Origin of the sequence: Haladaptatus sp. CMSO5, from assembly GCF_036689885.1 — an archaeon.
Lineage (GTDB): Archaea > Halobacteriota > Halobacteria > Halobacteriales > Halococcaceae > QDMS2.
The window spans coordinates 1,893,675-1,919,738 of the sequence record NZ_JBAHVW010000001.1; the positions used below are offsets into that span (position 1 = coordinate 1,893,675).

General features: G+C 60.3%; 22 protein-coding genes. 10 read left to right on the forward strand and 12 right to left on the reverse strand.

From position 1 onward, the window contains the following. Positions 1–34: 34 nt before the first annotated feature. From V5N12_RS09955 to V5N12_RS09980, 6 genes are all read right to left on the reverse strand, one after another. Positions 35–2,029, reverse strand: coding sequence for a TRAP transporter permease (locus V5N12_RS09955; RefSeq protein ID WP_332899013.1), 1,995 nt, complete (start codon positions 2,027–2,029; stop codon positions 35–37). After that, positions 2,026–2,451, reverse strand: a complete 426-nt coding sequence (locus V5N12_RS09960) for a DUF1850 domain-containing protein (RefSeq protein ID WP_332899014.1) — start codon at positions 2,449–2,451, stop codon at positions 2,026–2,028. Before V5N12_RS09960 ends, V5N12_RS09955 begins: the two co-directional genes overlap by 4 nt. A 79-nt stretch (positions 2,452–2,530) precedes the next feature. After that, the gene (locus V5N12_RS09965) at positions 2,531–3,532 is read right to left on the reverse strand and encodes a TAXI family TRAP transporter solute-binding subunit (RefSeq protein ID WP_332899015.1); all 1,002 of its coding nucleotides are present in this window, start codon (positions 3,530–3,532) and stop codon (positions 2,531–2,533) included. Between the two features lie 268 nt (positions 3,533–3,800). After that, complete coding sequence (locus tag V5N12_RS09970) at positions 3,801–4,619, reverse strand: fumarylacetoacetate hydrolase family protein (RefSeq protein WP_332899016.1); 819 nt, start codon at positions 4,617–4,619, stop codon at positions 3,801–3,803. After that, a complete protein-coding gene (locus V5N12_RS09975) occupies positions 4,620–4,967 on the reverse strand; it encodes a cupin domain-containing protein (protein WP_332899017.1) in 348 nt (115 codons plus the stop codon). It lies immediately after the preceding gene. Positions 4,968–5,048: 81 nt separating this feature from the next. After that, positions 5,049–5,840: an SDR family oxidoreductase gene (locus V5N12_RS09980; protein WP_332899018.1), complete on the reverse strand. Its 792-nt coding sequence runs from the start codon at positions 5,838–5,840 to the stop codon at positions 5,049–5,051. Between the two features lie 188 nt (positions 5,841–6,028). Between V5N12_RS09980 and V5N12_RS09985 the strand changes: the two genes are divergently transcribed. After that, positions 6,029–7,192 carry an acyl-CoA dehydrogenase family protein gene (locus V5N12_RS09985; protein WP_332899019.1) on the forward strand — a complete coding sequence of 388 codons (1,164 nt, stop codon included), beginning with the start codon at positions 6,029–6,031 and terminating at the stop codon, positions 7,190–7,192. Between the two features lie 6 nt (positions 7,193–7,198). Next, positions 7,199–8,425, forward strand: a complete 1,227-nt coding sequence (locus tag V5N12_RS09990; protein ID WP_332899020.1) for a CaiB/BaiF CoA transferase family protein — start codon at positions 7,199–7,201, stop codon at positions 8,423–8,425. A gap of 138 nt (positions 8,426–8,563) precedes the next feature. Here the strand turns inward: V5N12_RS09990 and V5N12_RS09995 are convergent, their stop codons facing one another. Continuing rightward, a complete protein-coding gene (locus tag V5N12_RS09995; protein WP_332899021.1) occupies positions 8,564–9,229 on the reverse strand; it encodes a hypothetical protein in 666 nt (221 codons plus the stop codon). Positions 9,230–9,342: 113 nt separating this feature from the next. Here V5N12_RS09995 and V5N12_RS10000 point away from each other — a divergent pair, with 113 nt between their 5' ends. Together V5N12_RS10000 and V5N12_RS10005 are read left to right on the forward strand one after the other, a co-directional pair. Beyond that, positions 9,343–11,013, forward strand: coding sequence for an aldehyde ferredoxin oxidoreductase family protein (locus tag V5N12_RS10000; RefSeq protein WP_332899022.1), 1,671 nt, complete (start codon positions 9,343–9,345; stop codon positions 11,011–11,013). 40 nt (positions 11,014–11,053) lie between these two features. Further along, positions 11,054–11,419: a hypothetical protein gene (locus V5N12_RS10005; protein ID WP_332899023.1), complete on the forward strand. Its 366-nt coding sequence runs from the start codon at positions 11,054–11,056 to the stop codon at positions 11,417–11,419. Here V5N12_RS10005 and V5N12_RS10010 read toward each other — a convergent pair whose 3' ends face one another. Continuing rightward, positions 11,420–12,208 (reverse strand): HpcH/HpaI aldolase family protein, encoded by a 789-nt coding sequence (locus V5N12_RS10010; RefSeq protein ID WP_332899024.1) that lies wholly within the window; start codon positions 12,206–12,208, stop codon positions 11,420–11,422. It lies immediately after the preceding gene. 1,644 nt (positions 12,209–13,852) lie between these two features. On the opposite strand from V5N12_RS10010, the gene V5N12_RS10015 reads away from it, so the two are divergent. From V5N12_RS10015 to V5N12_RS10040, 6 genes are all read left to right on the forward strand, one after another. Next, positions 13,853–14,254, forward strand: a complete 402-nt coding sequence (locus tag V5N12_RS10015; protein WP_332899025.1) for a DUF5805 domain-containing protein — start codon at positions 13,853–13,855, stop codon at positions 14,252–14,254. Continuing rightward, the gene (locus V5N12_RS10020) at positions 14,241–15,296 is read left to right on the forward strand and encodes a tyrosine-type recombinase/integrase (RefSeq protein WP_332899026.1); all 1,056 of its coding nucleotides are present in this window, start codon (positions 14,241–14,243) and stop codon (positions 15,294–15,296) included. The genes V5N12_RS10015 and V5N12_RS10020 overlap by 14 nt, the downstream gene beginning before the upstream one ends. Before the next feature lie 165 nt (positions 15,297–15,461). Next, positions 15,462–16,460, forward strand: a complete 999-nt coding sequence (locus V5N12_RS10025) for a TatD family hydrolase (RefSeq protein ID WP_332899027.1) — start codon at positions 15,462–15,464, stop codon at positions 16,458–16,460. Positions 16,461–16,591: 131 nt separating this feature from the next. Next, positions 16,592–17,563 (forward strand): transcription initiation factor IIB, encoded by a 972-nt coding sequence (locus V5N12_RS10030; protein ID WP_332899028.1) that lies wholly within the window; start codon positions 16,592–16,594, stop codon positions 17,561–17,563. A 51-nt stretch (positions 17,564–17,614) separates the two neighbouring features. Next, positions 17,615–19,093, forward strand: a complete 1,479-nt coding sequence (locus V5N12_RS10035; protein WP_332899029.1) for an AMP phosphorylase — start codon at positions 17,615–17,617, stop codon at positions 19,091–19,093. Between the two features lie 87 nt (positions 19,094–19,180). After that, the gene (locus V5N12_RS10040; protein WP_332899030.1) at positions 19,181–19,879 is read left to right on the forward strand and encodes a dolichyl-phosphate hexose transferase; all 699 of its coding nucleotides are present in this window, start codon (positions 19,181–19,183) and stop codon (positions 19,877–19,879) included. Here V5N12_RS10040 and V5N12_RS10045 read toward each other — a convergent pair whose 3' ends face one another. From V5N12_RS10045 to V5N12_RS10060, 4 genes are read right to left on the reverse strand one after another with little or no spacing between them, the layout of a single operon-like run. Then, positions 19,880–22,072: a DUF7846 domain-containing protein gene (locus V5N12_RS10045; protein ID WP_332899031.1), complete on the reverse strand. Its 2,193-nt coding sequence runs from the start codon at positions 22,070–22,072 to the stop codon at positions 19,880–19,882. Further along, complete coding sequence (locus V5N12_RS10050) at positions 22,065–23,222, reverse strand: ABC transporter ATP-binding protein (protein ID WP_332899032.1); 1,158 nt, start codon at positions 23,220–23,222, stop codon at positions 22,065–22,067. The genes V5N12_RS10045 and V5N12_RS10050 overlap by 8 nt, the downstream gene beginning before the upstream one ends. Continuing rightward, positions 23,212–24,846 carry an ABC transporter permease gene (locus tag V5N12_RS10055; protein ID WP_332899033.1) on the reverse strand — a complete coding sequence of 545 codons (1,635 nt, stop codon included), beginning with the start codon at positions 24,844–24,846 and terminating at the stop codon, positions 23,212–23,214. Before V5N12_RS10055 ends, V5N12_RS10050 begins: the two co-directional genes overlap by 11 nt. Positions 24,847–24,853: 7 nt before the next feature. Beyond that, the gene (locus V5N12_RS10060) at positions 24,854–26,041 is read right to left on the reverse strand and encodes an extracellular solute-binding protein (protein ID WP_332899034.1); all 1,188 of its coding nucleotides are present in this window, start codon (positions 26,039–26,041) and stop codon (positions 24,854–24,856) included. Positions 26,042–26,064: the final 23 nt, after the last annotated feature.

Below are 26,064 nucleotides of genomic sequence, written 5' to 3' on the forward strand. Positions count from 1 at the left end.
TTTCGAGAAGAATCAAGAAAGCAGAGAGAAACCGCTAGTTTGCGCCAGCCGTTGGCGTCGCCCCCGGCCCTTTGTTCAGCGTGTACTGTTTGAGGAACACTGCTGCGATGATGCCAAAGCCAACCAGGTCTGTCATCAGGCCGGGTGCGATGAGCACCACGGCACCAGTGACGAGTGCTGCGCGTTCGAGATAGCTAGCCGCCGTGTAGAAGAACCCTTGCGTCCCTGCAGAGAGGGCGAGGACGCCGATGATGGCGCTCGTTGCCCCGATGACGATTTCTGTCGTACTCCCGATGAGCAGGAGCTGTGGCCCATACACGAACATGTAGGGCACGAGGAAGCCAGCAGCGGCGAGGTTCAGCGCGGTAAACCCGGTTTTCCACGGGTCAGATTCCGCAATCCCACTCGCGGTGAAGACGGCGAGCATGATTGGCGGCGTAATCGCACTGATGATGCCGAAGTAGAAGATGAACAGGTGCGCCGCCAGGAGTTCCACGCCCATCGCGGTGAGGGCGGGTGCGCCGAGTGCAGCGAGCACGACGTAGGCGGCCGTCGTTGGCAGCCCCATCCCGAGGATAATCGAGGTGAACATCGTCAGGATGAGTGCGATGATGAGCACGCCACCCGACGCGCTCGTGATGAGCGTGCTGAACTTCAGCCCGAGGCCGGTGAGCGTGACCATGCCGACGACGAGACCGGCGGTGGCACAGGCTGCGGCCACGACGATGGTCATGCGCATCCCGCGTTCCATCGCGGCAATGCCCATCTCGACGGCGTTGCGCCCGAGGCGCGTTACCGTACTCGTATCGCCGTTCGTGAGCGCGCCCACGAACTCTTTGGCCGTCGAGAGCGGAATCGCAACGACGAGCGTCAGCATGATGGCGTAGAACGCGGCCTTCATAGCGGAGTTACCCTGGACGAGCATGTAGACGAGCAAGACGAGCGGAATCAGGAAGTGTGCGCCCGTCTTGAGCAGGTGCCATGGGTCGGGCAGGTCTTCTGAATCGACGCCCTCTAAGCCCTGCTTTTTCGCGCGGAAGTGGACGGCCGCGCCAATCGAGAGGAAGTAGAGCAACGCCGGAATCGACGCGGCGGCGATGATGGTCACGTAGGAGATGCCCGTCCACGAGGACATGATGAACGCGCCTGCGCCCATCACGGGTGGCATAATCTGACCGCCCGAGGAAGCCGCAGATTCGACGGCGGCGGCGTAGCGCGATTTGAAGCCGGTGCGCTTCATCAGCGGGATGGTGAACGCGCCGGTGGTCGCGGTGTTTGCGACGGCACTGCCGTTCAGGCTGGCGAGGAAGCCACTTGCCATCACGGAGGTTTTCGCGGGGCCACCGGTCGTCTGGCCCGTCGCGCCGTAGGCGAGGTCGATGAACCAGTCTCCGATGCCGGTCACTTCGAGGAACGCCCCAAGGATGATGAACACGACGACGAACGTCGCGGAGACACCGAGTGGAATCCCGAAGATGCCCTCGGTCGTGAGGTAGGTGTGAGAAATGATGCGCTCGATTGAGTAGCCACGGTGGATAATCGGCTGTGGCATCAGTCGCCCCCAGTAGGCGTAGGCGAGGAACGACCCGGCGATGATAGGCAGGGCGCGGCCCGTTGCCCGACGCGTGATTTCGAGGACGACGAGAATGGTGATTGCGCCGAATACGAGGTCGGCCATCACGGGGTCACCAGAGCGTTCTGCGAGCGTCCCGAACTCGATTGCGTAGGCGATGTAGAGGATGCTCGGAACCGAGATTATCAGGAGCAACAAGTCGTACCACGGCACGCCCTCGTCGTCCTTCTCACGCGCGGGAAAGAGCAGGAAGGCGAGGATGGTGACGAACGCGAGGTGCAGGGGCCGGTTGATGAACGCGCCGGGCGTCCCGAACCCGGCGGTGTACACGTGATAGGTACCGGCGATGACGGCCACGGCCATTGCGAGGTAGCGAGCGAATCCGGCGATGCGCCTCGTCTTTTTTGTTTCCGCTTCGGTCTTTTCTTCGGTGTCTGCGTCAGGTGTATCGGTCATAGCTTTGCTTTTGCTTTCAGATAGGCATATTCGAGATACGAAACGCGCTCAGTAGAGAACTCAAGGGTATCCCACCGGTCCGCATACGCTGTGAGCGGTGTCTCTTCGTCCCCGACGACGAGCGACTGGTTGGTGTACGTCGCAACCCGGAGGGCGAACGAATCAAACGACCGGTTCATGTGGAGGACGGTGAAGTTCCCGACCCGCTCTTGGTCTCGCTCCGTGTATTCGAGGCCGATTGCAAAGTACTGAAACTCCTCGCGTATCTGGACGAGCTTCCCATCTCTGCTGACGAACACTTCGTGGATGGGCGTTTTATCGAACGAGTGGATGTAGTGGATGGCGAACTCTTGGCCGGGATCTAGTTGCACTACGCCGACCGTTTCCCCAGTCTGGGCGTCTTGAATGTGAAGTACAGTCACACCCGTTGTTGCGCCAGCACCCACGAGTAAACAACACGCGACGAGGATGGCGGCTAGACGGGTGCGCATGGTGTCGTGATTAGAGTCCGGCTTCGTCGAAGTATTTCTTGGAACCGGGATGGAGTTCGATTGGTGCGGCGCGGGCCGTCCCTTCGAACTGGTTGGCTGCTGGGTGGACTTCAGCGAGCTTGTCGAGGTGCTCGAAGATGGTCTTCGTCAGGTTGTAGGCGAGGTCTTCGCTCATGTCGCTCTGGACGATCATCGTGTTGGTGACACCGGGGACGTTCACGTCTTCGTCGACGCCGTCGTAGGTGCCTGCTGGGATGGTACCCTTCGAATAGTAGTCGTACTCGGAGGTGATCTGGTCTAAGTCTTCGTCGGGGAACTGCACGAACGCGATGTCGCGCTGGCTTGCGAGGTTCTGAATCGACGATGCCGGGTAGGCAACCGACCAGAAACCGGCGTCGACCTGTCCGTCCTGAATCGCCGTTGCAGTCTCAGAAAAGGAGAGACGCTGGGCGTCGATGTCGTCGTAGGTGAGGTCGTACCAGTTGAGCAGTTCCTTTGCGATGACTTCCGTCCCGGAGCCGGGCGCACCGACCGAGATGGTCTTGCCTTCCATGTCCGGAATGGTTTCGATGCCCGAATCCTTCGTCGTGATGACCTGCGTGCTGTTCTGGTAGGCACCGAACGCAGCCTTGAGGTCGAGCGCTTCGTCGAAGTCGCCTTCGCCGTTTACGGCGAGGAGGACGGCGTTCCCGAGAGCGAGCGCCATCGTCATCTCGCCGTTTGCGACGAGACGGCAGTTCTCGACAGAGGCCCCCGTGGACTCTGCGGTTGCTTCGACGTTCTCCATGTTGTTGTTGAGGATGTCTGCCATCCCACCGCCGAGTGGGAAGTAGACACCGCCTGTGCCACCGGTACCGATGGTGACGAACTGCTGGCCTCCGTCTTCACCGTCGCCACCAGAGCCACCAGGGCCGCCGGAACAACCGGCGATTGCGGCCGCTGCGGCCACTCCTGCACTTGATTTTAAAAAGCTACGGCGGTCGATACCGTTTTCTGAATTGCCACGAACCATACCCGAAAACCCTGATAGATAGCAATAAAGGTGACGAATAGATTGCTCCTCCATCATTATTACCATTAGTTAGAAAACCGGTAATAGACGGCCACTTGAGCTCGAATTTTTCCAATATTGGGTAGATTCATATTAACAATATCAACTGTGCGAATAGCGGTACTTTATATTCTATCACAGTGTTCCTGCTCAACCCGTGTAGCCGAGCCGTCGAAATTCCACAAACAACAAATACAATAGGGTGAAATGGACCTCCCCAGTCGGGAGGTTACTTTACGTCACTTTCGAGGACGCCAACCGGCTCCACGACAGCTTTGACCGCGTCTCCCGGCTTGATGACACCAGCTCCGGGCGTCCCGGTGCTAATCACGTCGCCCGGCTCGAACGTCATGACCAGTGAGTGAAACGCCACGAGCTCCGGCGGCTTGAATAGCATTCCTTCGAGGGTGTTCTCTGCGATGACTTCGTCGTTGACGACCGTTTGCACGGACACGTCATCGAGGAAGGCAGCAGGCGAGTCGGGGATGGCAATCCACGGCCCGGCAACGAGGAACGTGTCAAAACTTTTGGCGCGTGTGAGAAATCGTGGATTCTTCGCAAGGATGTCTTCGGAGGTCATGTCGATGATGGGGACGAAGCCAGCGACTACGTCGTCGAACTCGTCTTCTTCGACGTGCGAGAACGTCCGCCCCATCACGACACCGAGTTCTGCCTCTGCAGTCACGCGATTCGTAACCTCCTCGTCGGGAAGTCGAATCGGGCCGCCCGGCCCGGTCGCCGTGCTCGGCGGTTTGACGAAGCTCGCCGGTTCCTCTGGGCGAACCTCGTCTAAGTCTGCGGCGTGGTCTGCGTAGTTGAGGCCGATTCCCCAGAGCTTCTTGACCGGCGAAAGCGGTAGGCCGAACGAAATCTCGTCTGCGGGAATGCGCTGTGCGCGTGCGTCACCCGGTGCAGGAAGGCCGTCGGGAGCCTGTTTGAGCGCGTCTTGGATGGTCTCTAACGACGGGTCGGCCGCCGCAAGTGGCACGAATCCCTCGTCGTCTCCGAGCAGTGGCGTGCCGTCTGCACTGCGTGCGAGATACCGCATCTATTCCTCCCGGTCGGTCCAGAAGTCAAAGCTCCGCCCCGGTGCGAACACGTCGAGGCCGATTGCGAGTTCGTCGCCCGTGTTCTCGACGCGGTGGGACTCCCACGCGTCCAGCCAGACGGAGTCGTACTGCCCGAGGGTGACGTCGTCGTCTTCGGTGTAGATGGTGAGTTCGCCCTTGAGCACGAGACAGACCTGCTCGTTTTCGTGGTCGTGCATCGGTGAGGAGTGACCCGGTGGCTTCTCGAACCACTCGAACGTGAACTTGTCACTGCCAGCGAGCGAAACCCGCCGCCACCCCTCGTCCGGTTCGTACGTTTCTGCCGCGTCAAAATCGACTTCCTTCATGCCCGCTTGCTAATTGGGGCGGTGCCATTAGTCTAGCGATACCCCGTCACATACTGCAAAAAAGACGTGCGGAGAAGCCAGTTACAGGTTGGAGTTGCCGAGGCCGCCGTCGATTGGTAGTGCCGTGCCGTTGATGTAGCCCGAAAGCGGCGATGAGAGGTAGGCAACGGTGTCACCGAGCTCCATTGGCTTGCCAATCCGGGTGAGCGGGTTGGACTCTCCGCGGGCCGCGAGGCCGTCTTCGTAGGAGGCGTAGTCGCCGCGTTCGACGCCCTGTTCGATGAGGTCGCGGATACGTCGGGTTTCGTGTGGGCCGGGGAGGACCGCGTTCACGCGCACATCAGGTGCGAGTTCCGTAGAGAGCGTCTTTTCTAAGCCGATGACGCTCATGCGCACCGAGTTAGAGAGCACGAGCGACGGGATGGCTTCTTTGACGCTGCGGGAGGTGATGTTGACGACGGTGCCGCCGTCGCCCGCGGCGAGGTGGTCTGCCGATTCGCGGACGAGGCGAACGACGCTCATGACGAGCAGGTCGAAGGCGTCGTACCAGTCTTCATCGGTCGTTTCGAGGAACGGCCCGGACGGTGGGCCGCCCGCAGAGGTGACGAGGTGGTCAAGGCTGCCGAACTCGTCGACCGTCGTCTCGACGAGGTTCTCGATGTCGTCGGCTTCGGTGAGGTCTGCTCTGACGCCGATGACCTCACCGGTTGCGACCTCACGGACTTCTTCGACGGCGGCGTCGAGTGAGTCCTGTGAGCGACCGTTTACGACGACGTTCGCGCCTTCGCGGGCGAGCGCCTTCGCGGATGCTTTGCCAAGACCACTGCTCGATGCGGTCACGAGCGCGGTATTGCCCGAAATTTGCAGGTCCATGTGTGACAGCAATTGACCCCCATACTTAGGGTTATTGTTGGCCGTATTCGTCGAATGAACACGTCGCCAGCACGGCCGCCGTGCGCGTGCGCGATTGGGAAAAATCGCTCTGCAGAGACGGTGGAATTTGCCGAGAAAAACCCCATCGAAATAGTTTAACCCGGTTTTTCCAAATGCCCTAGTAGACTATGTTAGATTTCGTCTCACTAGAATCTGACCTTTCAGCCGAAGAGCGGATGGTCATGGAGACCGCCCGCGAATTCGTCGAAAAAGAGGTCAAACCAGACATCGCAGAGCACTACATAGAGGGGACGTTCCCGACGGAACTCATCTCACAACTCGGAGAGCTCGGCTTTTTCGCACCAAATCTTGAGGGGTACGGGCTGCCGGGCATCAGCGAAACCGCCTACGGACTGTTGATGCAGGAGCTCGAAGCGGGCGACTCCGGCCTTCGCTCGATGGCGAGCGTGCAGGGGGCACTCGTCATGTATCCCATCCACGCCTACGGGAGTGAGGAACAGAAGGAAAAGTGGCTTCCGGACATGGGTCGTGGCGAGGCAATCGGCTGTTTCGGGCTGACCGAGCCAAATCACGGGTCGAACCCGACCGCAATGGAGACGTACGCCGAAAAAGACGGCGACGAATACGTCTTGAACGGCGCAAAGACGTGGATTACGAACTCGCCCATCGCAGACGTGGCAATCGTCTGGGCACGCGACCGGTCTGCTGAAGACACACCCGTCCGCGGCTTCCTCGTCGAGACTGACCGCGACGGCGTGACGACGAACAAGATCGACGAAAAGCTCTCGCTTCGAGCGTCCATCACGGGCGAAATCGGGCTGAGCGACGTGCGCATCCCCGAGGACAACGTCCTGCCGGGCGTCTCCGGCATGAAAGGCCCACTGTCCTGTCTCACGCAGGCGCGTTACGGCATCGCCTGGGGCGCAATCGGTGCTGCCCGCGACTCGTTCGAGACGGCGCGTCAGTACGCTATCGACCGCGACCAGTTCGGGGGGCCAATCGCGCGCTTCCAGCTCCAACAGCAGAAACTCGCGGAGATGGCCACCCAAATTACGACTTCTCAACTCCTTGCGTTCCGGCTTGCTGAACTCAAAGAGCGCGGCGACATGCGTCCCCAGCACGTCTCGATGGCGAAACGCAATAACGTCCGCATGGCGCGCGACCAGTCGCGCATCGCCCGTGAAATCCTCGGTGGCAATGGCATCACGGCCGATTACTCGCCGATGCGCCACATGGCGAATATGGAGACCGTCTACACGTACGAGGGTACCCACGACATTCACACCCTCATCCTCGGCCATGACTTAACGGGTATCCCCGCCTACGAGTGAGCACACATGGTTGGTGAAGCAAAGAATCCAGAGACGAACACCGGGCCGTTAGACGGCGTCACCGTCTTAGACGCCTCGCGCGTGCTCGTCGGACCATTCTGTACGATGCAGTTGGGCGACCTCGGCGCGGACGTCATCAAAATCGAGCGTCCAGACGGCGGCGACCAGACGCGCGGCTGGCACCCGCCGACGTACGGCGACTCAGAAGAGAGTGCCTACTACCTGAGCGTCAACCGCAACAAGCGCTCGATGACGCTCAATCTTGCGAGCGAAGACGGCCGCGAACTGTTCCGCGACCTCGCAAGCGAGGCGGACATTGTGGTCTCGAACTTCCGCGTCGGCAAGATGGAAGACTGGGGCCTCGACTACAAAACACTCCGCGAAGAGAATCCGGGGCTCGTCTACTGTGCGCTCTCGGGGTACGGCGAGTGGGGTCCCGACAAGGACCGCCCTGCCTACGACCTCATCATGCAGGCAGAAGGCGGCCTCATGAGCATCACTGGTGAGGAAGACGGCGCACCCGTCCGGGTCGGCGTCGCCATCGCGGACATTGGCGCGGGCATGTACGCCACCCAAGCCATCCTCGCCGCGCTCTTAGAACGCGAACTCGGTGACGGAACGGGCCAGAAAATCGATGTCTCGCTGCTCGACGGCCAAGTTGCGTGGATGAGCTACATGGCCTCTAACTACTTCGCCACCGGGACTCCGCCGGGACGCATGGGGAGCAAGCATCCGACGATTGCACCGTACCAAGCGTTCCCGACGAAAGACGGCTACGTCGTCATCGCGGTTCCCTCTCCGAATCTGTGGCCGAAGTTTTGTGCGGCCATCGACCGCGAGGACCTCGTAGACGACGACCGCTTTTCGGACAACGCTTCGCGCGTCGAAAATCGCGATGTGCTTGACGCCCTGCTCGACGAGGAGTTCGCGCAGTTCACGACCCAAGAAATCCTTGACACGATGGACGACTTTGGCGTCCCTGCGAGCGACGTAAAGGACATGGAAGACGTCTTCGAGAACCCGCAGGTCGAAGCCCGCGGGATGCACCAATCAGTCTCCCACCCAACCGCAGGCGACGTAGAGATGGCTGGCAGTCCGATGCACCTCTCGAAAACGCCGACGAACATCCGCCAGCACCCGCCGTTGCTCGGCGAGCAGACCGCAGAAATCTTAGAAGAGTACGGCTACACCGACGCGGACATAGAACGGCTCGAAACCGACGGCATCATCTAACGTCGGCTCAGCCCACTTTCTTCGCGCGTGCAAAGTAACATACTATGATAGAAATCGCAGCGTTTGGTATTACTGCCCAGTAACACTGCCTACTAGCACTGCCAAAGGTTTCCGACTGACTGCGTCCGATTTACACGTTCATTCAAGCGTTACCGTGAACCCCCACGCATCGGATTTTTGTTCGGCTGTTTCCATCGACTCGGTTGGCACGACGTTGTAGGTGGTGGTGAAGTGGAAGTTGCCGACGGGGAGACAGCCGTCACCCTCGGGCGCTCCGTAGAGGTCAATCTTCTCAGAGATGGATGTACCGGGGTCTACGGTGCGCATTCGGTACTCCTCGGTGACGGCAATCGGCTCGTTGAGTCGCCAGCAACCGGGTTCTGCGTCGTACTCCTCAGCGGCGGGGAGGAGCATCAACTGACGGTCATCGTCAGTTTTGTACTGGAAGAAGATGGCGCGGCCTTCGCCAACCATGAGTTGTTCGTCGCTCGTGTTCGTGAGCGTGACTTTGAGTTGCGGTGGGGCGTCGTCGGTCGCAACGTCGTGGGTGACTTTCACGGCCAGTTCGAGCGGGAGATTCGGCTGCTCGTCGGTCGAGTGAAGCGAGAGGCCGGGGCCGCCCGTTCCGGTGGGCCGCGTTCCACCAGCGCCGTTGCCAGTCGTGTTGTTCGACCCCGGCAGGCCGCCGTCAGTGGTGGTCGTGTCGGTTGTGTTCGGAGAGGCACCGTTCGAGACACAGCCAGCGAGCAAGCCGGTGGCTGCAAGTCCACTGAAGCGGAGCAGCGAGCGTCGTGTTGGGGACATGCTGTATGAGAGGGCAGTTCGGGCATTAACTGTCGTGTAGTCTCAAACACTTGTTTGTCACATGGGTCGCCGTGACCAGTACTGTTTTTGCGGTACGAGCGATTGGGTTGAGTATGCTTCACGCACGCGGGCCACTGCTCTCTGTCGATGTGGGAGCGAAAACGACCGAGGAAGTGAACATCGACAACGTACTCGCCCAGTTCATCGGCGGGCGCGGACTTGCAACACGGCTTTCCCACGAGCGCACGCCGTTCGACGCAGATCCATTCGGTCCAGAAAATCGTCTCTTTTTCACGACCGGGCCGATGCAAACCTCGAATATGAGTTTCACCGGGCGAATGAACGCAACGGCTATCTCACCGCTCACGAACGGAATTCTCTCGTCGAATGCCGGCGGCTTCGTCTCGCGCAACTTCGGTGCGACGGGTTACAGCGCCGTCGAATTCGTCGGGGAAAGCGACGAGTTGCTCGCCATCCACGTCACCGACGAAGGCGTCACCTTCGAGGAAGTCCCCGACCTCGAAGAAGCGACCGTCAGCGAGACGGACGAGTACATGGCAGACCAGCACGACCTCGGTGAAGACCAGCTCTGTGTCATCGGCCCGGCGGGCGAAAATCGCGTCCGCTTTGCCTCCATCATGACCTCAGAGTCGCGGGCGTTCGGCCGCGGCGGGCTCGGCGCGGTTATGGGCGCAAAAGGCATCAAAGCCATCAGTTTCGACGGCGACTCCACCCCCGATATCGAGATTTCTGCGACGCAGATGGACATCCACCGCGAGGCTGCCACCTCAGACAACATCATGAAGCGCCAGGGGACGACGAGCGTCACCGACCTCGCAAACGAGGTGGGCGCGTTCCCAACCAAGTACTTCGCAGAAACGTCTTTCGAGGGAGCAAGCGGTATCAACGGCGACGCAGTCGAGTCGAAAAAGTACAAGAAAGGTACCTGTTCGTCGTGTGCGTTCGCGTGCAAACTCCCGACCAAAGACGAAGAGCGCGGCGTCGAAACCGAAGGTCCCGAGTTCGAGACGGTGATGGCCTTTGGCTCGAACGCGCTCGTAGACGACATCGTGGACGTGATGAAATCGAACGAACTCTGCGACGAGTTCGGCGTCGATACCATCAGCGCCGGTGACGTGGTCTCCGCGTATCTCGCTGCGAACGACGAGTTCGGCAACGTCTCACTCATCCACGAGTTGGTCGAGAAAATCGCCTACCGCGAGGACGAGGGCGACCTTCTCGCAGAAGGTATCGACCGCTTCCACGAGGAGTTAGGCGTCGAGAACTGGACGGTCAAAGGCATGGAGTTCCCCGCCCACGACGGGCGCACGCTGAACGGACAGGGACTTTCGTTCGCCACCGCAAACCGCGGTGCAGACCACATGTACGCCACCTTCTACGCGCTCGAATACCCGCTCGTGGCCCACGATGATGCCCTTCCTCCTGAAGGCTTCGAGGGCAAGCCTGCCGCACTCATCGAAAAAGAGAACGTGATGGCGCTGAACGATAGCGGCATCGTCTGTAAGTTCTCGCGCGGGTCGATGACGCCAGAACGCTACGAGAAACTCTTCGATGCGAGTTACGACGAACTGCTCGCAGTGGGCAGTCGGGTGGTCGAACTCGAACGTCACTTCAACAACCAACGCGGCTTCTCGCGCGAAGACGACGTGCTCCCCTACGAGTTAGACGGCTTCGATTCGGCACTCTCTGAGTACTACGAACTTCGAGGCTGGGCAGAGAACGGCGTCGTGCCCGACGACGCAGTAACCGAATTCGTCGCGTAGAAGCGTGCGTTTTTGTAGCCGCTCGCCCAGAGCATGACCCATGCCTGAATCATTTGCCGATACGCTTCCGAACAACCCCGTCCCGGCGAGCCTCGCAGACGACTTAGAAGCCTTAGACGGCATCGAGCAGTGCGTGGCCGTGCGCGGGAACTTCGAGGGCGAAGAACTCGCCTACCAGTTGCTCGTAAACATCGAAGAGCGGGGCGTGCTCGCTCTTCACTTCGATGACGACACGGGCTGGTGTGTCGTGTATGATTCGGCGGACGAAGACCCCGAGCAAATCGAGTCTGATGAAACCGTGTATCGTCGCGCACACAACGCGCTATACGAACTCGCGCCGGACGACCCCGATTCGAACCACTACGAGACGACGCCGACGTTCTGGTCGCCGCCGGAAGACCAGTAACTACGCCGGACGGTCGAAGTCGTCGAGCAGGCCTTCGACCGCGCCTTTGAGCGCGCCCGTCGTACTCCCGATGTTGAGGAGCTGATAGCCGTTTTTCGCCTTCTCGTTTACGTCGTCCATTCCGAAGCCGAGGCCACCGAGTGGCACGCCCGCGTCGACGGCCGCCGCACGGATGGTTTCGACGGCTTCTGTCACGTCCACGTGGTCGAGTTCGCCGGGATGTCCGTAGGCGACCGAGAGGTCAAGCGGCCCAGCAAAGACGAAGCCCAATTCGGGAACCGCGAGGATGTCGTCGATGGACTCGACGGCTTCGCGAGTTTCGATGGTCACGCCAATCACCGTCTCCGTGTCTTCACTCTTCACGTAGTCTTCTGCAAGTCCCCATCGCGCGGCGCGCGGGTTTGCAAGCCCGCGCTCGCCTGCGACATTCTGGTAGCGAAACTGTGTCGCACTGACTGCGTCTTCGACTTCTCCCGGCGAGTGCACGCGCGAGAGAAACAGGTTTCGCGTGCCCACGTCAAGCGCTTTCCTGATGAGGCCGGGCTCAGTTGAAGGTAACCGAACGAGCAACTCGGTGTCGACGAGTTCTGCTGCGCGGAGCAGTCCGGTCAAGCGCTCGCCGTCCCACGGACTCGGCCCGCCATGCTCAAAGTCAATCCACACGAAATCGAGACCGAGTTCGCCGTAGTACTCGACCAGTGTTGGGCTGTAGGTGTTATCCAGAATACCGAGGGCGACCCCACCCGATTCCAGCGTTTTTCGCAGTGAGTTCTGTCGAATGCGCTCCATATACCCTACTCGCTTACAGGGGAGATAACTCTGCGTCGTAGGCGGACACCAGCGGCTCACCACCAGTTGAGGTGCTTGGGCGTAAGGTCGCCCAAGCGGGCTGCTGGTATCCTACGTCAGCAACCAAGCGACCGTTTGCACTTGCGAGGGAAGTACGTTCTGAAACTCGCGTGATTCAAGATACGGATACGACCACGAGCATATCAATTCAATATAGCAAGATGCAGTTTATACGTGTGCGGTCGGACATGCCGTTTCGACTATTTTCGCCACACTCGGCCACTTTGGGTGAACAATTGGGCGAATCGAGTGAACTGGGCTGCCAGTCGTGTCTCGATGAGATCACTCGAAGTCTTACCACGGAGGTGAGCCCGCCAAAGTGACCGCAATCCAGTCTCCGGCTCTGACAGGCGTTCTGTGCGCATTCCCAAGGTGTCTGCATATTGTCCCAGATTCTCACCTGCGAGAGTGCACTGGACGCGCTGTGAGCCAGATCTTCTTCTCGTGGCTACGGCCTGTGGGAGACTACAACAGCGGTGAAGCGTGTCGTGGCTGTGATCTCCGGTGCAAGCCAGCGGTCATGCCTCACAAACCCACACGGGCGCCACAGGCGGCTGCTGCACGCTTGCTGGCTCCTTCCCACCGTGGTGCACTGAACGGGCACCGGGCACTGAGCCCACGCTGGGGCGCTATCGAGCGGTGAACCACCACTGTATCAGCTCCCGCGTGTTTCGGCAACGAGCTCGGTGTATCGCTCACGACAGAGCGCTATTCAAAAGAAAGGAGATAGTCAGTGAGCAGTCATTCAAATTTGAGAGTGAGTGAGGAGTGCGATGTACGTTCACATCTATTGCTAACATATCGCAAAGCAACCAACCCACAATCATCGTCGAATGAACAAACACAAATCGGTTGGTCAAACATTCCACGTTCGACCGGCAGGAATTTTCACGTAATTCGATTCGTCACCCCAAAACCGGAAAATCTAGAAGCACGTTCTCGGCACGTAACTCCGGGGGTACACATAGTGAGAATGCACCTCCGCGAAAACCACCGAATTTTGCGCACTCACGCCGCTAATTCACGATATTTTCTCGGTTCTACGCCACTGGAATACGAGGACAATTTAAATGAAAATGTTCAGATAAATCGGGTGGATATTGCGTTTTCTCAAGAGCGTTCACGAGGCGAGAGTATCGTCGCAATTTCCTCGATTGTTGGGTGGGAAAACTCGCGTGTTCTTCCCTCCGAATAGGCGGACCCATTGGCGAAAAATGATGGGTGTTTCAGTCGGGCATTGGGCCGGGTTTTACCCGCTGATTTTCGATCAATTTGCCCCGCACATTTAACCAATATCTCTGAAATTTGATACAGTAGTATATATGTGATGATTGCGATGATTTGACTGCTCCGTTCGGTTGTGAACCAGAAATATTCTCAACCAGCAAAATTTGTTGTCTCTAGACCAACGCAATAGACTATTTTTTAGCAATGAATATAGGACTAATATGTCGAAATAGCAGCACCATATTTATTGATTAGTCCATATTCTGGCCGCCATTTGAGTCCTGCAACTCGTGATAAGATACTTTATCCAGTTATGTGGGGATACACTGATGTGGGTGGCGTGAGTGTTCACATTCAATGACTGACGTCGAGGTCGATACCGAGCGAACGGTGGTCAAAACGTATCTTCCGGCCTACCAGAAAGAAATTTGGCAGGAACACGCAGCCGAGCTGGACATGAGCCAAAGCGAGTACGTCCGGGCCATGGTACAGGCCGGAAGAAAGGGGTTCGAAGCCGACCGTTCGGAAGGCCGTTCTGCACCCACAAACCCCGGGGGTGATGGCCTCGAAACACGCATCCTCGCACTCCTCGAAAATGGGCAATATTTGTCGTGGGATACGCTCGTCGAAGAACTATCAAATTCGTTTGAAGACCGGCTCGAATCGGCGCTCGATTCGCTCCAGCAAGCCAATCAAATCCAGTACTCTGGACGCCACGGCGGGTACACCGTTTCCGGGGGTACGGATGGGCGTCAGTAACCAGACCGACGCGGCAGAAGACCCGGTTGGCTACTTCCTGCAGGACATGGTGTACCACGGCAAAAGCGAACGGACGAGGAATGCCTACGAACGCGTTCTACGGGAGTTTGAGGCGTTTTTAGCCGACGAGACGCGCAATCCACGCGGAACGGCAATCACCCCTGCCGAGGCAGGCCAACGCGACTGTATGGCGTGGGTACACACCATGCGCGGACAGCTCGCAGAGAGTACGGTTGCGACCTACGCCTCCTACCTCCACCGGTTTTACGCCTATATGACCCAGGTCGGGGCGTTCGACTCGAACCCCATGACGCTCGTCCGCGAGGAGATGGACGAACGCATCAACAAAGACCCGACGCGCCGCGAAATCGCGCTTCCCGCGATGCGCGAATTCGTCCGAGGGCTCGGCCATCCGCTCGAACAGGCCGTCGTCGTCACGCTCCTCAAGACAGGGATGCGTGTTGGGGAACTCTGTAACGTCGATTGCAGGGACATTCACATCGAAGACGAGTGGGTAAAATCGACATATGAGGGTACGATACGAGTGGCTATCGAGGCGCGACCTGACTCGCTGTTTGTCGCGAGCGAACCGTCTCGTGGGCTGGTCGTAAACGGCGAAAAACGCACGGCTTCGAGCAAGCGCAAACGAGATACGGTGATACCAATCGACGCAGAGCTGCGTCGCGTCCTGAAACGCTGGCTCGCAATTCGGCCGGATGCGGCGTCTCCGGCCGACCCGCTGTTCGTGAGCACCGGCGACGACTGGGGCAAACGATTGACCCCCGAAATGGTGCGCGGGATGATCAAAACCCACGCACGGGAGGCGGGTTGGTATCGCTCTGGCGGCGGGGCAGAAGAGAACGTCACGCCGCACTACTTCCGGCACTTTTTCACCACCCATCTTCGGGATGCAACGGGCGAGAGAGGCGTCGTGAAGTACCTCCGCGGCGATGTGGCAGAGGACATCATCGACACCTACACCCACAACTGGGGCGACCGCGTGCGCGAGGTGTACGAGGAAAATATCTATTCGTTGCTGTAGAAGCAACATTATTCGACCGTCGGTTGTGCGACTTGTAAAGTGTATGTTGCTATATCGAAACTGGAAGGTAATTGCTCGAGAAATAGTTAGAAATACATCACAATTTGCGCGGTAGTCCTGCAGTTCTGAGCAACCTATTTGCACCGTGTCACTGTTGGTCATACAATGGCCGGGCGATACCCAACGAAACGACCGATTGACGCGGCGGTGGTCGAAAGTGACTCTGCGTTCGAGCCGCCCACCGAACTGCTCTCGATGCCGTGGATAGACATCCATAACCACGCGCACACGCTCTCGTGGGGCGACCGAGAGAAGTTCGCCCTGAGTGGGTGTGAAAAAATGGTGATGATGGCGGCGGCGTACTACTGGCTCCCGTACAAGCCCGTCGCGCCCGACGACGTGCGATTTCTCTGGGACGACGCGCTCAATCGTCTCTCGCAGATTCGGCAGTCCCACTTGTTCGACGCGAAACTCGGCATTGGCATCCACACGGGCACGCGCGTTTCCGGTGTCTCAGAACTGCTCGACCTGATGCCCGAGTACTGCGCGCTCGACGAAGTCGCTGCGGTAGGTGAAATCGGGATAACTGCCTCTCAGCACGTCGAAGGCTGGAGCCTCGGCGAGCAAAAAGCAATGATGCTCCGCCAGTTCGAGATTGCCCGCGACGCAGACCTTCCCGCAATCGTCCACACGCCCGCAGACCTCGATGGCGTAGACATCCCAGACCGCGTGCGCGGCGGCTTGCCGGGGTACGAATTAGACCTCTCGATGCAACGAGAATCCGTGCTTACTGGAGAGAACGTGAAACAGCAAGCCACCGAACTCGACATTGCCCTCAAAGACGAGGCAGGTCTGCCCGATGAACAGATGGTCATCTCCCATGGCGACCAGCAGATTGCGCCGACCGTGCTCGAAACGACGGATTGCTACCTGAGTTTCACCGTGAGCTACCCGTGGCTTCTCGGCGTCACAGCAGCAGACGTTGCGGCGGTCATCGACGAGTACGGCCCCGAACGCGTCCTCATCGAGACGGATAGCGCCGGAATCCTGCGGGGGGACGTGTTCTCGTTCAAACGGACGCTGTTCGAACTCTACCGTCACGGGCTCTCAGTAGAAACTATCAGGCAAGTTGCCTACGAGAATCCAAACTCACTCATTTCGTGAATTTCCGCGAGTAGGTGGCTGTACGTGCGCATTTCCGCGACAGCCTTTTTACGTTCAACTTCCAATTAGTTACAAGTGTTTTTGCGGTCGTCCTACTGTTTTCTCCCGACGAGCGCGCACACGACCTACCCATGAGTGACGTAGCAATTCGTTCGTATTCGAGCGACGAGACACCTGTCTCGACAGAAGTGAAGAAACGCACCGTCGAACTACTTGCCTGCCCAGAATGCGGTGGCCGACTCGTAGCCGACGCAGAACACGGCGAGACGGTCTGCACGGAATGCGGACTGGTCGTCGCAGAGAGAAAAATCGACCCCGGCCCGGAGTGGCGTAACCTCAGCGACGGCGAGCAAACCGACGCAAGCCGCGTCGGCGCGCCGGCCACGAACCTGCTCCACGACAAGGGTTTGTCCACAAAAATTAGCTGGCAGAACGTCGATGGCTACGGCCAGACGCTCTCCTCACGCCAGCGAAAGCGCATGAACCGCCTTCGCACGTGGGACGAACGCTTCCGAACGCGCAACCACGGCGAGCGCAACCTGATGCAGGCACTCGGTGAAATCGACCGCATGGCCTCCGCGCTCGGCCTCGGCAAAGAGGTACGCGAGACAGCCGCCGCCATCTACCGGCGGGCGCTCGAAGCCAAACTGCTCCCCGGACGTTCAATCGAGGGGATGGCGACCGCCGCCCTCTACGCCGCAGCACGTATCGAGGGAAGCCCACGGAGCATCCCGGAAGTGGCGGTCGTGAGCCGCATCGACGAGATGGAGTTCAAGCGCACCTACCGGTATCTCATCCGCGAACTGAATCTGGGCGTGACGCTCGCAACCCCCGACGACTACGTCGGCCGGTTCGCCTCGGCACTCTCGCTTTCTGAGGAAACCGTCGCACAGGCACGCGCACTCCTGCGAATCGGTGAGACGAAAAACCTCCACGTCGGCAAGAGCCCAACCGGACTTGCGGCTGCTGCGGTGTATGCCGCCGCCCTCCTGACGAACGAAAAGCTCACCCAAGACGAGGTGAGCGCCGTCGCAGACGTGAGCACCGTGACCATCCGGGTGCGCTATCAGGAACTTCTTGAAGCGGCGGGGAAGACCGCCTAAGCGAGTGAATCCTGCCACCTCTTTTTACTACAATCTGTCGTAGATACAGGAATGGAACTCTCGGCTATGGCGGTGGATATCGGGACGCGTTCGCCCACCGTCCTCCTCAATCGAGCGGACGCCGCGGAGATGGGCGTCCGAGCGCTCGATAGGGTACAGCTTCGCCACGCAGACCGCACCTCGATTGGCATCGTCGAAGTGACCGACGGCCTCGTCGCCCGTGGGACACTCGGCGTCACACGCCGGCTCGGCTATATTTCAGGAACTGTTGACGTGACGCTCGCGCCACGGCCCGATTCGGTCTCGTTCATCCGCAAGAAGCTAGACGATATCGAACTCGAACATCACGAACTCAGGACGATTATCGATGATATCGACGCAGACCGGCTTAACGACGTGGAACTCGCGGCGTACGTGACGGCGACGTACACGAACGGGCTCTCACTCGCAGAAACCCTCTCGCTCACCGAACACATGACAGCCGTGGGTGAATCGCTCGTGTGGGACGACCCGATTATCGCGGATAAACACTCGATTGGCGGCGTTGCGGGCAATCGAATCACACCCATTGTCGTCTCGATTGTGGCGGCCGCAGGCGTGAAAATACCCAAAACCTCCTCGCGGGCGATCACCTCGCCTGCAGGTACGGCGGACACGATGGAGGTGTTCTGCCCGGTCGAATTTTCGCTTGCAGAGATTCAGGACATTGTCGAGCAGACGAACGGCTGTCTCGTCTGGGGCGGGGCGGTGAACCTTTCGCCCGTGGATGACAAAATCATCCGCGTCGAGACGCCCCTTGCCATCGACCCGCCGGGTCAGATTATCGCCTCCGTCCTCTCGAAAAAGAAGAGCGCAGGTTCGACGCACGTCATCATCGACATTCCCTACGGCGAAGGCGCGAAGGTGCGCGACCTCCCCGACGCCCGCGAACTCGCAGAGGACTTCAAGCGCGTGGGCGAGCACGTGGGGTTGACCATCGAGTGTACTATCACCGCCGGGTCTGCACCCATCGGCCGGGGAATCGGCCCCGTGCTCGAAGCCAGAGACGTGCTCTCGGTCTTGGAGGGAAACGGCCCCGAAGAACTCAAACTCAAGAGCCTCAGACTCGCAGAAATCCTCCTTGGGTGCTGTGCGTGCGACGAGAGCGCGAGCGAGTTGCTGGACTCCGGTGGCGCCCTCTCGAAGTTCCGCGAAATTATCGGCGCACAGGGGGGCGACCCTGCTGTCGAAATCACAGACCTCGTTCCCGGCAAAGAAACGGTCGAGGTGCGGGCAGACCGGTCCGGTGTCGTGACCCACATCGACAACGCACTGGTGAGCGACCTCGCGCGCCGAGCAGGTGCGCCAAAAGACGTCGGCGCGGGCATTCTCCTTGCGTGTGCCGTCGGCGAGGAAGTTACCAACGGCCAGTTGTTGTTCACCATCTACGCAGAACGCGCCGAGAAACTGGCCGACGCAGAGCGACTGCTCGCTCGCAGCGAGCCAGTCCGCGTCCGGAGTCGAGAAGAGGCGTTGGTCGAACGAATTTAATCGGCCATCGTGGGAGTTCTGTCGGCGGTTTGCCACTCTTTTTGGCAAACCTAAACTTCAAGTCGGGGTAGCGATTCCGGATAGCCAATGAGTTCCCACGAAGCCGAGGCGTTCACCTTCGACGACCTCGCCGTTGTCATGGGGTCGTACAACGAAGAAGACGCGATTGCGGCGGTCTGTCGAGACATCAACGACGTTACCGACGGGAAGGCGGAAATCGTCTGTGTCGATGGCTCGTCTGACCGCACGCCCGAAATCGCCCGCGAACACGGAGCAACCGTCATCGAACAGGAGCCACAGGGCTACGGAATCGCGGTGAAAGAAGCGGTCGAAACGCCCGAGCGCCCCGTCGTCGTCACGACCGACTGCGACGACACCTACCCGATGGCCAGACTTCCCGACTTCCTCGAGAAAATCAACGAGGGCTACGACGTTGTCAGCGGCGACCGGCTCTACTACGGCGCAGACGCGATGCCCGCATTCAACCGCTTTGGCAATGAGGCGTTCGCGCTGCTTGCGAGCACGCTCATGGGCAAGCGCGTCCACGACACGACGACGGGGATGCGCGCCTACCGCCGAGACGTGATTCAGCAAATCGAATGGACCGAAAACACCGGCCTCTCCGCAGAACTCCTGATGCGCCCGCTGATGCGTGACTATCGCATCTACGAGCTACCAATCGAGTACCACGAACGCGCAGGCGAGACGAAGTTAGACCCGCTCTCGGGGGGCGCAGCGATTGCGAAATCAATCGTGAAAGTCGCGGCCGAAGAACACCTGCGGTAATCACGCGCTCGTCACGTTCGTCTCGAAGGAGACGCCCGAAACGTAGTCGTCCGCCCCCGGGAGGTACGTGCCCTCATAGCCACAGTTTGCCTGTAGGCGACAGACGCGCTTTTCTGGCGGCCAGATGAGTTTGACCGAGTTCTTTTTCGGGTCTGCATCGACCGACACCGCCTGCCGGTAGGTCACGGTCGAACCACCGGGTTGGACGAACGTCACCGAGAGCACGACTTCGTCGGTGTCAGTGAGTGCGACCGTGTTGTTTTCGCCCCCGCCGAGGCGCTTGAGGTGGTCGTTTTGGATGCTTGCGTTTGCCGGCGTTATCGTCCAGTTGAGCGCGAGCGTGCCGTTCAGGTCGCCTTCGTAGGCATACTGGATGACCTCCTCGTCGGATTCGAGACGCACGGTTGCCGTCTCCCCTGCGGTCACGACGCCAACTTCGGTTTCGAGATTATGGACAGAGCCGTTTCGCACGGCGAGAGGCTGAATCGCCGGAGTCACCGGTTCCGGGTCGGCCGTCCAGTCCCCGCGGAACGTGTAGCGAAAGAGGTTGCGGTCTGTGTATCGCCTGATGACCGCGAAATCGTCGCCCGAATCGCCGTCGATGGCGTACACCGCATCTCCGTCGAGGTGTGGCTGATTTCGCAGAGATTGGAACGGGTGGTTGAGCCAGTCGCCGTACGGTGTGGCGACAAACACGACCGCGTTGTTGAACTGCTGGTTTTCGAATGGTGCGTAGGCCGATTCGTAACGTTCGGTGTAGCCGCGATTCTCGGAGACGGGATCTGCGAGGACGGCCATTTCGGCTGAGGCGACGACGGGGACACAGATTACGAGCGCGGCGAGGAGGATGACGCGGGCGGTTTTGGCGTCGAACTGTGCGACGACCGTTTCGCGGGCGAGGTCTGCGATGAACAGCGCGCCCGCCGCCCCGAAGATAGCAATCGGGAGGAGCAAGCCAAAGTGGTAGAACGGCCCGAACTGCGCGATGAGGCCGTCCGTGGGTGTGTCCATGCGCGCGAGGATGTTCAGGTTGCCCCAGAAAAAGACGTTGCCCGCCGGAATGCTCACGAACAGCGCGGCGAGCATCCAGCGAAGCGTGCCATCAGAGAGGCTCCACGGGTTCACCGAGATGTCGTCGCGGCCGACGCTCGACCCGACGCCGAGGGCGACGAGCGCCGCGCCGACGATGCCCGCGGGGAGCCAGCGCGTGGTGAACTCCCAGAGGACGTGGGCGTTGGCTTCGATGGCGAGCGAGGGGCTGTAGATGCGTTCATAGCCGAGCAATTCCCGGCGGCCAAAGCCGATGCCGTCAAGCGGGGCGAACGCCTCGAACGGGAAGATGAAGGGCGACCCGGTGACGTGTGCGTTGTAGGCGAGCGCGAGCGCCACGCCCGCGCCGCCGAGTACGCCGATGACGGCGTTTCTGAACGTGACGGTGAGCAGGGGTTCACCCGCAGGCAGCGAGACGCCGATGGTCGAGATTGCGTGGAAAACGAAAGGCGCGGCGAACAATACGGCCGTAAAGGGCCGGGAGAAGAAGGCGAGACCGATGGCGACGCCTGCGAGAGCCGCGTAGGCGTAGCTTCGACGGCGAATTGCGCGAACGTAGCCGAGGGCGAACAGGAGGTTCAAGAAGAACGTCGGCGCGTACGGCAAGAACACCGACGAGGAGATGAGAAACAGCGGACTTGCGAGGAGGACGACGATGGCCAGGAGGCTCGTTCGGGTATCAAATGCCTCCTTTGCGAGCAGGCCAACGAGCGTCGCAGAGCCAACGGCAATCAGTGCGAGGCTGATGCGAGGTTCGCCAAGCGCCATGCCGACGGCGAACATTGCGGCGGGGACGGGGGCGTATTTAGGGTACAGTCGAAAGCCGTCTTGGACGAAAAACCACGGGTGGAAGGCGTCAGGCAGTGGGGTTGCAAACCAGAACTCCCCGGAGAGCAAGAGCTGTGCCTGCTGAAGATACACGCCTTCGTCGTGGTTCGACGAGTGGTACGGAAACAGGTCTGTGGCGATGGCGTAGATGACGACGCCGACGAGCCCACTGAGGAGGGCGAGTGCGAGGGACGTGAGGATGGCCCGTTTGAGTTCGGACGCATCTGCGTACTTCCCGGGGGGCGTATCGGAGGGGGAATCGTCGGTGGCCGTCGTATCGTGGGGGGACTGGGTTCGGGGCTCCTGGTTAGTCATCCGCCTGAGTATCGACCCTCCAGCGGCTGTCAGGTGGGAACCACGCGAGGTCGTGGTCAGCCGCAAGTGAGACGGTTACCGGCATCCCGAGAGAGACGCGGGCATCGTGGTTATGCATACACTCAAGTACGTCTCCCGATTCGAGTTCCACCCGATATAGCACTGTTGGCCCGAGGTAGCGACGGTAGACGACGTGGCCGCCCGCCTGCGCTTCGCTCGCTGGCCGGGCGACGAGGTCGTCCGGGCGCACGAGCACGTCGATTTCCGTCTCGTCATACTCGGTGACGAGGCCGTGGATTTGTTCGCGGGGAATCGTCCCGATACCCGTCTCGACGCTGTCGCCGGAGACGGTTCCAGAGAGGAAACTCGCGTGTCCAAGGAACCCCGCAACGAAACGCGACTCTGGATGCTGGAACACCTGCTCTGGACTGCCAATCTGTTCGAGTTTGCCGTCGTTCATGACGGCGACGCGGTCTGAGATGGAGAACGCCTCTTCCTGGTCGTGGGTGACCGAAATCGCGGTGACGCCCGCTTCCTTGATGATGCGACGCACTTCTTCGCGCATCTCGACGCGGAGGTCGACGTCGAGGTTCGAGAACGGCTCGTCTAAGAGGAGGATTTCCGGCTCGGGGGCGAGCGACCGGGCGAGGGCGACGCGCTGTTGTTGGCCGCCCGAAAGCTGGTCTGGCGTGCTCTCTTGGTGGTCGGTGAGGCCAACGAGGCGGAGGAGTTCTTCGACGCGCTGTTCGCGCTCAGCGTTCGGCATGTCCTTGAGGCCGAAGGCGATGTTCTCTGCGGCGGTGAGGTGGGGAAAGAGGGCGAACTCTTGGAACACGACGCCGATGCCGCGCTCTTCGGGTTCGAGGAACGCGCCGTTTCCGGCGACGACGGTGTCGTTTAAGCGAATCGTCCCGTCGTTCGGACGGGCAAGCCCGGCAATCAGGCGGAGCGTCGTCGTCTTCCCACACCCAGACGGGCCAAGCAGGGTGAGGATTTCGCCTTCACGGACGGCAAACGACAGATGGTCTAAGACGCGCTCGCTGCCGAATGACTTGCCCACGTCTGCGAGCGTGAGCACGGCCCGGTCTGACGGTTCATCGAGCGGTTCATCGACTGAGATATTTCTTGGTGCAAAGTCGCTATTTGACATCGTATCCCTCCATTGCGAGCATCACGAGCATCGACAGCGCCGAGACGACCACGAGCACGAGCGCGGGGATGGCCGCGTGCCCGAAGTGGCCTGAAGCCTGTGCCGACCAGATGTGCGTGACGAGCGTCTTGAATCCTGTTGGCCGCAAGAGCAGCGTCGCGGGCAGTTCCTTCATCGTCGTCAAGAAGACGAGCAACGCGCCGCCGAGCAAGCCGGGGGCGACCAGCGGCAGCGTCACCTCGCGGAACGCGGCCACCGGCGAGCGCCCGAGTGTGCGTGCGGCGTCAGAAAGCGTCGGGCTGACCTGCAAGAAGCCAGCGCGTGTCGAACCGACGGCCTGTGGCAAGAAGCGCACGACGTAGGCGAAGATGAGCAGCGGGAACAAGATGAGTTCTTGCTGGTAGAGTCGCCCGCCGTAGCGCGCGCCGAAGTAGACGAGCGCAAGGCCCATCACGACCCCCGGGACGGCGTAGCCGACGTAGGAGGCACGTTCGATGAGCCACGACGCCCGCGAGCGGTGGCGCACGGCGAGGTAGGCAATCGGCAGCCCGGCAAGGCCTGCGACGAGTGCAGCCACCGCCGAAACGCCCACGGAGTTAAACGCATACTCCCACTGGAAGGCAAGCGACGCGGCCGCCGATTCTGAGCCACCGCGAATCAGCCACGCCGTGAGAATCCCGACGGGGACGATGAGCGCGAGGCCGGCAACGCCAAGACAGAGCGCGAGTGCGGGCCACTTCCACGCGCCGAGTCGAACCTCTGCGCCGCGAGTCGAGGTGCCCTGCGTCGAAATGGTGTCGCTCCCGCGCACGCGCGACTCAATTGCGAGGATGACGAACGTCACGATGACGAGTTGGAGCGAGAGGAGCGCGGCGAGGTCTTGGCCGAACGTCGAAAGCGAGTTCTGCTCTGCGTAGATGACCTTCGTGAACACATCAAAGCGCATGATTGCGGGCGTGCCGAAATCAGAGAGCGTGTAGAGGGCGACGAGCAGCGCCCCGGCGGTGACCGCCGGGCGAATCTGTGGAATCGTCACCCGGCGAAACGCCTCCCACCGCGAGTGTTTGAGGGTGCGCGCGGCGTCCACGAGACGGGCGTCCATCGTCTTCAGAGACGCCCGCGTGGAGATAAACACGTAGGGGTAGGTGTACAGCGTCATCACGAGCGCCGCGCCGGTGAATCCATAGATTTCAGGGAGCTGCTCGATGCCGAGTGGCGCGAGCAACGACTGAAGTTCACCCCGCGGCCCGAACGCGGAGACGAAGGCGAACGCACCGATGTAACTCGGGACGACGAGCGGCATCGAGAGCGCGACGGTCCAGAAGCGTTTGAACGGGAGGTCAGTACGGACGGTGAGATAGGCGAGCGGGACGGCAAAGGCGATAGTGGCCGCCGTGACGACCGCGACCAGTAGCGTACTGTTCACGAACACCCGAACGGTGGTCTCGCGGGTGAGGAGATCAAAGGCGGTCGTGCCGCCGACTTCGAGGGCGTTTGCGAGAATCCAGACGAGCGGGAACACGACGGCGGCCGCGATGGCTCCAGAGAGCAGCGTGAGGCCGAGCGGCAGTGACGACTCACCACCCTGCGAACTGGGGAACAACGAATCTGTCTCTGGAGCCATAGGCGGGTTAGACGCTGATGCCGACTTCGCGCATCAGGTCGAGCGTTGGGCGAATGTCGGACAGTTGTGTGAGGTCGAGGTTTGCCGGCGGGTTGAGTTCGTCGATGGTCGGCAGGTTGCCCACCGGTTCGACGTCGGGGATGAGCGGATACTCGTACGTCGTGGTGGCGAAGTACGCCTGTGCCTCAGCAGAGAGCAGGTGGCGCACGAAGTTCGCGGCCATCTCCGGGTCGGCTGCAGTGTCCACGACCGCCGCGCCAGCGACGTTGAAGATGGCTCCGGCGTCACCTTCGGTGAATGCGGTTGCGAGCGGCGCGTCCTCGCGGTCTGCGAGCACACGCTGGATGTAGTAGTGGTTCGTGAATCCAGCGTCGATTTCGCCGTCCGCGACGGCGAGGGCGATGGCGAACTCGTCTGTGTACTCTTCGACGCCGAGGTCAAGCATGCCTTCGAGCCACTGTTTCGTGGCTTCCTCGCCGTTCAAGATACGCATGGCCGTGACGAACGCCTGGAACGAGCCGTAGGACGGTGCCCAGCCCATGCTGTCGCGCAGTTGCTCTTGGTCCGGGAACGCCATGATGTCGGTCGGGAGATCCGATTCGCTGAGCGAGTCTGTGTTGTACGGAATCGTCCGTGCGCGCCCGGAGGTACCGACCCAGTTGCCGTCAGGGTCGTGGAACTCGGTGCGTACCATGTCCGTAATCTCGCTCGGGAGTGGGTCTGTTCGATTCTCGTCTGCGAGGAAGCCAAGCGACCCGGCGTTGACCGAGAAGAACACGTCTGCGGGACTGTTCTGGCCTTCGTTCAGAATCTTCTGGACGAGTTGACTCGACCCTTCGTAGCGCGGCTGGATGTCCAACTCGGGATAGAGGCTTTCGATGTAGGAGATGAGTTCACCGACGAGCGCCTCGCCGCGCCCGGAGTAGATGGTAATCTCACCGGAGAGGTCCGGCATGTCCTTCATCGAGGTGCCACCCTGAATCTGGTCACCGAGGCGTCCGGAGCCAATCTGGCCGAACTCGGGAGTTTCGGTGGTGTTCGTCTCTTCACCGGACATGAATTGGGTACATCCGGCGAGCGATGCGACGCCAGCGAGGGTGCCAGCGGACTGGAGGAACCGGCGTCGGGACGTGCCCGATGCCCGACGGTTCCGACTGCCAGCGGCGCTGGCGTCGGACGTGTCTCTCGAATCCATTAGTAGTAGTTTAGGGCCGCCTA

What these genes read in the sequence shown, in the direction of transcription:
- V5N12_RS09955 (WP_332899013.1), bottom strand. Translation starts at nt 2,029, where the DNA reads ATGACCGATACACCTGACGCAGACACCGAAGAAAAGACCGAAGCGGAA.
- V5N12_RS09965 (WP_332899015.1), bottom strand. Translation starts at nt 3,532, where the DNA reads ATGGTTCGTGGCAATTCAGAAAACGGTATCGACCGCCGTAGCTTTTTA.
- V5N12_RS09970 (WP_332899016.1), bottom strand. Translation starts at nt 4,619, where the DNA reads ATGCGGTATCTCGCACGCAGTGCAGACGGCACGCCACTGCTCGGAGAC.
- V5N12_RS09975 (WP_332899017.1), bottom strand. Translation starts at nt 4,967, where the DNA reads ATGAAGGAAGTCGATTTTGACGCGGCAGAAACGTACGAACCGGACGAG.
- V5N12_RS09980 (WP_332899018.1), bottom strand. Translation starts at nt 5,840, where the DNA reads ATGGACCTGCAAATTTCGGGCAATACCGCGCTCGTGACCGCATCGAGC.
- V5N12_RS09985 (WP_332899019.1), top strand. Translation starts at nt 6,029, where the DNA reads ATGTTAGATTTCGTCTCACTAGAATCTGACCTTTCAGCCGAAGAGCGG.
- V5N12_RS09990 (WP_332899020.1), top strand. Translation starts at nt 7,199, where the DNA reads ATGGTTGGTGAAGCAAAGAATCCAGAGACGAACACCGGGCCGTTAGAC.
- V5N12_RS09995 (WP_332899021.1), bottom strand. Translation starts at nt 9,229, where the DNA reads ATGTCCCCAACACGACGCTCGCTGCTCCGCTTCAGTGGACTTGCAGCC.
- V5N12_RS10000 (WP_332899022.1), top strand. Translation starts at nt 9,343, where the DNA reads ATGCTTCACGCACGCGGGCCACTGCTCTCTGTCGATGTGGGAGCGAAA.
- V5N12_RS10005 (WP_332899023.1), top strand. Translation starts at nt 11,054, where the DNA reads ATGCCTGAATCATTTGCCGATACGCTTCCGAACAACCCCGTCCCGGCG.
- V5N12_RS10010 (WP_332899024.1), bottom strand. Translation starts at nt 12,208, where the DNA reads ATGGAGCGCATTCGACAGAACTCACTGCGAAAAACGCTGGAATCGGGT.
- V5N12_RS10015 (WP_332899025.1), top strand. Translation starts at nt 13,853, where the DNA reads ATGACTGACGTCGAGGTCGATACCGAGCGAACGGTGGTCAAAACGTAT.
- V5N12_RS10020 (WP_332899026.1), top strand. Translation starts at nt 14,241, where the DNA reads ATGGGCGTCAGTAACCAGACCGACGCGGCAGAAGACCCGGTTGGCTAC.
- V5N12_RS10025 (WP_332899027.1), top strand. Translation starts at nt 15,462, where the DNA reads ATGGCCGGGCGATACCCAACGAAACGACCGATTGACGCGGCGGTGGTC.
- V5N12_RS10030 (WP_332899028.1), top strand. Translation starts at nt 16,592, where the DNA reads ATGAGTGACGTAGCAATTCGTTCGTATTCGAGCGACGAGACACCTGTC.
- V5N12_RS10035 (WP_332899029.1), top strand. Translation starts at nt 17,615, where the DNA reads ATGGAACTCTCGGCTATGGCGGTGGATATCGGGACGCGTTCGCCCACC.
- V5N12_RS10040 (WP_332899030.1), top strand. Translation starts at nt 19,181, where the DNA reads ATGAGTTCCCACGAAGCCGAGGCGTTCACCTTCGACGACCTCGCCGTT.
- V5N12_RS10045 (WP_332899031.1), bottom strand. Translation starts at nt 22,072, where the DNA reads ATGACTAACCAGGAGCCCCGAACCCAGTCCCCCCACGATACGACGGCC.
- V5N12_RS10050 (WP_332899032.1), bottom strand. Translation starts at nt 23,222, where the DNA reads ATGTCAAATAGCGACTTTGCACCAAGAAATATCTCAGTCGATGAACCG.
- V5N12_RS10055 (WP_332899033.1), bottom strand. Translation starts at nt 24,846, where the DNA reads ATGGCTCCAGAGACAGATTCGTTGTTCCCCAGTTCGCAGGGTGGTGAG.
- V5N12_RS10060 (WP_332899034.1), bottom strand. Translation starts at nt 26,041, where the DNA reads ATGGATTCGAGAGACACGTCCGACGCCAGCGCCGCTGGCAGTCGGAAC.